The organism is Microcystis sp. M_OC_Ca_00000000_C217Col (assembly GCF_007095585.1).
Lineage (GTDB): Bacteria > Cyanobacteriota > Cyanobacteriia > Cyanobacteriales > Microcystaceae > Microcystis > Microcystis panniformis.
This window is the reverse complement of record NZ_SFBV01000018.1, coordinates 1-2,594: the sequence shown is the minus strand read 5'-3', so window position 1 is coordinate 2,594 and position 2,594 is coordinate 1. Positions and strand designations below refer to the sequence as shown.

At 40.9% G+C, this 2,594-nt stretch carries 2 protein-coding genes; both read right to left on the bottom strand.

The annotated features are described in order from the left end of the window. Window positions 1-104: 104 nt before the first annotated feature. On the bottom strand, window positions 105-293 hold the full coding sequence (locus EWV66_RS00915; protein WP_052275251.1) for a hypothetical protein: 189 nt from the start codon (window positions 291-293) through the stop codon (window positions 105-107). A 298-nt stretch (window positions 294-591) separates the two neighbouring features. Continuing rightward, window positions 592-2,154: an iron uptake porin gene (locus tag EWV66_RS00910; protein ID WP_002763778.1), complete on the bottom strand. Its 1,563-nt coding sequence runs from the start codon at window positions 2,152-2,154 to the stop codon at window positions 592-594. Between the last annotated feature and the right edge of the window lie 440 nt (window positions 2,155-2,594).

Below are 2,594 nucleotides of genomic sequence, written 5' to 3'. Positions count from 1 at the left end.
TAATTGACCACTGTTACATTTGGTAAATCGAGGAGTTGATCAAAATTTATCCACATAACCCACCTCCTGTTCTGTGTTACTATTATACCATGCTCACACAGAACCTAGAAGAGCCGTTTATCTTCTGTCAAACCTTTAGCTTGAGCCTTTTTGCCGACTTTATCCATAATTGAGATAAGACTTTCTGAATTTTCCTCAATTGTCAGATTAACTTCTTGTTCAGGAGAAAGACCTAACTGAGCGATTAGTGTAGGAATCTCCGATACCTTAATATTTTTGATAACTTGTTTCATGGCTTAACTAGGTAACTAGGTGTATCTTCAACTTTCATTGTACTCTATTTAATCACATTTAACAGTGTTCCTCAAATCGTCCTTGACCTCTTCGCCACAACTTCAACCCTCAAGCATAAACTAAAACCCTCTAAATCCATCAAAAAAGAAACCACAAAAGTAGGCTAAATTGCTTCTAAAAATACCATAAATGCCCCCTTCACTCAGTTAGTTTAGAGTGCGAAATGGCAGCCAGTGGAGAGATGATTTCAAGTCCTGTCATATTTTATCTTTATCTCTGACTGGCTGCCTAGACAAATCAGAAAGTAAAAGTCGTGCGGATAGTACCGATAACTAAGGTGGAATTGTTGTTATTAGAGTTAGGAGAAGTAATCACGATTACCCCCGGAGTAAGGGCAATATTATCAGTGAGTTTCCACTCATAAAATCCTTCAATATGAAAGGAAGTATCGGGATCATTAGTAGCACTGCCATCATTTAATCTAATACTAGAACTAGATACCCAGGGCTGCATACCAACAATAATACCCGCCGTATTTCCTTCCTTAAATAAATCAGGAAAAGCCAAAGTTACCGCCCAATTCCAGATATCTAAATCCCCGCGTTCTAGTTGTCCATCTAAGGTGCTAAGAGTGATAGCTTTTGTATAGCCACCCCAACCACCGAGGACAAAACCATCGACAATTCGCCAAGTAAATTGTAAACCCAAACTATTATTAATTGTCGGCACGGCCTCCCCGAATAGTTCTTCGGTGAAAAATCGGAAATTCGAGCGCTGGCTTCCCGTTCCCGTATCTAATTGGTTATAACCATGAAGGTAGGATAAAGCAATGCCAAAATTCTCGTTAGGAACATAACCCAGCTGCCCTAGGGCAGTATAGGAACCGTTAAATAAACCCGCACCCGGGTTAGGATCGTTAGCATCCCCGGCAAGATAACCGGCGCTGAATTGCAAAGCCCCATAATTACCCTGTAAACCGAGTCCAGTTTGTCCGGGGGCAAAATAAAGGGGATTGCGAGTACCAAAAGCGGAAAGCGCCCCACTAGCACCATCTCCATCCAAAAAGTTGAGGGTATTGGTAAAGTCATCTTTAGCACCTCCCGTCGCTTCTAACCAGAGTTGGATATTTTCCGTTAGGGGGAAACTGTAGTTTAAAACTTCTAGCAATAAATCGTTGCCGTCCGGTTGGGTAAAGGCTAAGGTACTTTCAAAAGTTCCCGTAGTATCGGCTAAATCGGCAATATTTCCCGTTGCTAGACGGGTATAGAGTAAATCTTTGCCTGTGAAGCTAGTATTTAATTCTAAACGGGCCCGATAACCAAAAGCTGGCACTTGGGGAATCCCTTCACCACCGTTTTTTTCTCCTGTGGCTACCCCATATAATGCCATCACCACTTCCCCGGTTAATTTAGTGGTGGTGGAAAATTGATTATTTTCCAGAAAAGCGACTCGATTTTCCAAGTTATCAACCCTAGCACCCAATGCCGCTAATTCGGTCTCGAATTCGCTAACTAATCGCTTGATTTTGTCTAGATCTTCTTTTAATACCGCTACTCCTTCTTGAATCAATCTTTCTAGGGTATTTAAGCAAGCATTCAACCCGGCGGCAAATTCCCAACGAGTTAAAGCGCGTTCACCGCGAAAAGTACGGTCAGGATAACCTACTATACAACCATACCTCTCCACGAGACTTCTTAAGGCCTCAAACGCCCAGGCGGTGGGAGAAACATCCCGCAATTGATTGACACTTGTTACCTGTGCCATGGGGTTACTAGAGAGGTTTTCGAGACTATTAGCCAGTACCGGACCAGAAAAACCCAGTAATATCGCTGCTGTTAGGAAATTTTGCTTGATTTTCATTGCTGTCTCTCACACCTACAAGAATGATTCTTATTATCAATGTAATCAGGTTAGCAAACTTTTTCCAGTTTGGCACTGTTGCCAATATTTTTTAAGTGTTATTTAAGATAAAATCTGGCTCTCTTAGGTTTGGTGGGTAAAATGTATTCTAAGATACAGTCCTGCGGGCGAGCGAGCGGAAGGAACCACAGAGACACAGAGGACACAAAGATTGATCGCTTCTATAGTAAGTTAAACTGATCACACAAAGAATAAGAGAGCCAAAATCTGAATTGCCTAGCATTTATTGGTTCAAATAAATCTTAAATGATAATAAAAAAAAGGCTCTTCTGGTTTTCGTGTGTTAATTTTTGTTATGAATTAAAGCAAGCAAACAGCTTAAGTCGAAGATGTTCAAAATTGGTAAATCCATAACTCATTCTTTTAATAAGCTTTATTTT

What these genes read in the sequence shown, in the direction of transcription:
- EWV66_RS00915 (WP_052275251.1), bottom strand. Translation starts at nt 293, where the DNA reads ATGAAACAAGTTATCAAAAATATTAAGGTATCGGAGATTCCTACACTA.
- EWV66_RS00910 (WP_002763778.1), bottom strand. Translation starts at nt 2,154, where the DNA reads ATGAAAATCAAGCAAAATTTCCTAACAGCAGCGATATTACTGGGTTTT.